Raw genomic sequence first — 1,242 nt, 5'->3', positions numbered from 1 at the left:
GGCAACGACCCCACTTTCGAAGGCAACCCACACGACGCCGTCACCATCGAGAGCCAGACCGTGCGGTTCCTCTCCGATGCCGGAGAGATCGAACTCGGCGAGATCGCCCTCCGTGGTGATCCTGCCCAGCCTGTTCGCTCCCCACTCCGTGAACCAGCACCCGGTGTCGTCGGCGATCACCGCGTGCGGTCGGCTGTCCGGTGCGAGGACGAAGTCGCGGACGTGCCGATCGCCGTCGACCCGGAGGATGCTCCCCCGCGCGATGTCGGCGGACCAGACATACTCCCCTGCTGCCGCGATGCCGACGGGGGCTGCGCCATCGGGCAGCGTGATGAGTTCGGTACCGCCTGCGGCATCCCATCGCTCGAGCACCCCCCGCTGGTTGAGCGAGACCCAGACAGAGCCGTCCCGGTGGGCGGTGGCCATCGCCGGGTATGCGCCTTCCAGGGGGACGGCGACCTCGCTGCGGAGTCCGTCCCGGCTGACCACGGCGAGCTTGTTCTCCTGCATAAGGGTCACCAACGCATCGGAGCCGACAGCCGCGATGCCGTACGGCCCACCCGGAACGTCGATGAAGTTCAGCCGATCGTCGCTCGCGATGAGGGCTATCCGATCTGCGCCGGTAACCGCGCACCACGTCGCTTCGGAGGTCACGGCGAGCTGACCCGGCCGCTCGCCGATGGTGAACCGGTGCTCGCGCCCGTCCGGGGACCGCCGCACGAGCTCTCCGGTGTTCACGAGAGTGATCCACATCTCGCCGCTGGAGCCGAAGGCGACAGCGTATGGACCGGCCGCGCCGTAGTCGAGCACCGCAGCGCTGTGTGCGGCGAGGGGCTCGGTGATGTCGGCCACGAGTTCACCCGCCTTTCATCGCTTCCCCGCCTGGGAGGTCACACCGCGGCTGCGGCCCGGTCTCCCACGCGCTGACCGACGACCGCCGACACACCGTCCTGGCGCATCGAGACTCCGTAAAGGGCGTCGGCGATCTCCATCGTGCGCTTCTGGTGCGTGATGATCAACAGCTGGGAGCTCTCTCGCAGCTGCTCGAACACCGTGAGTAGGCGCCCCAGGTTCGCATCATCGAGCGCCGCCTCGACCTCGTCGAGAATGTAGAACGGGCTCGGCCGCGCCTTGAAGATCGCCACGAGCAGGGCGACCGCGGCCAGCGAACGCTCACCACCGGAGAGCAGCGAGAGTCGCTCGATCTTCTTCCCGACCGGACGCACCGACACCTCGATGCCG

2 protein-coding genes are annotated in these 1,242 nt (G+C 68.3%); both read right to left on the bottom strand.

Annotated elements, in window-relative coordinates; genetic code table 11:
- Positions 1-852 (bottom strand): Vgb family protein (locus ACNPM4_RS14990; protein WP_448986183.1); only part of this gene is annotated, 852 nt, incomplete at its 3' end.
- Between the two features lie 38 nt (positions 853-890).
- Positions 891-1,242, bottom strand: a 352-nt coding sequence (locus ACNPM4_RS14985) for an AAA family ATPase (protein ID WP_448986181.1), incomplete at its 5' end; no start/stop codon positions are given.

It is taken from the genome of Microbacterium umsixpiens (assembly GCF_053543675.1).
The sequence above is the reverse complement of the archived record's forward strand: the minus strand, read 5'-3'. Positions and strand labels throughout refer to the sequence as shown.